This window comes from Deinococcus alpinitundrae, assembly GCF_009982895.1.
In the GTDB taxonomy this organism is placed as follows: domain Bacteria; phylum Deinococcota; class Deinococci; order Deinococcales; family Deinococcaceae; genus Deinococcus; species Deinococcus alpinitundrae.
In genome coordinates, this window is sequence record NZ_WXZL01000321.1 from 1 (window position 1) to 263 (window position 263).

General features: G+C 31.9%; 1 protein-coding gene. It reads left to right on the plus strand.

Going from position 1 to position 263, the window contains the following annotated elements:
* Positions 1–263 (plus strand): rRNA adenine N-6-methyltransferase family protein (locus GUI70_RS25860; protein WP_272952937.1); only part of this gene is annotated, 263 nt, incomplete at both ends.

The window sequence follows — 263 nt, forward strand, 5'->3', positions numbered from 1 at the left end:
TCATTAATAATATCATTGATGCAAGTGATATTGATGCACAAACTGGGGTGATTGAAATTGGTCCAGGCATGGGGTCATTGACAGAACAATTGGCCAGACATGCTAAAAGGGTATTGGCATTTGAAATTTATCAACGTTTAATACCTGTATTAAATGATACTCTATCACCTTATGATAATGTGACGGTGATTAATGAAGATATTTTAAAAGCGAATATTAAAGAAGCTGTTGAAAATCATTTACAAGATTGTGAAAAAATAATG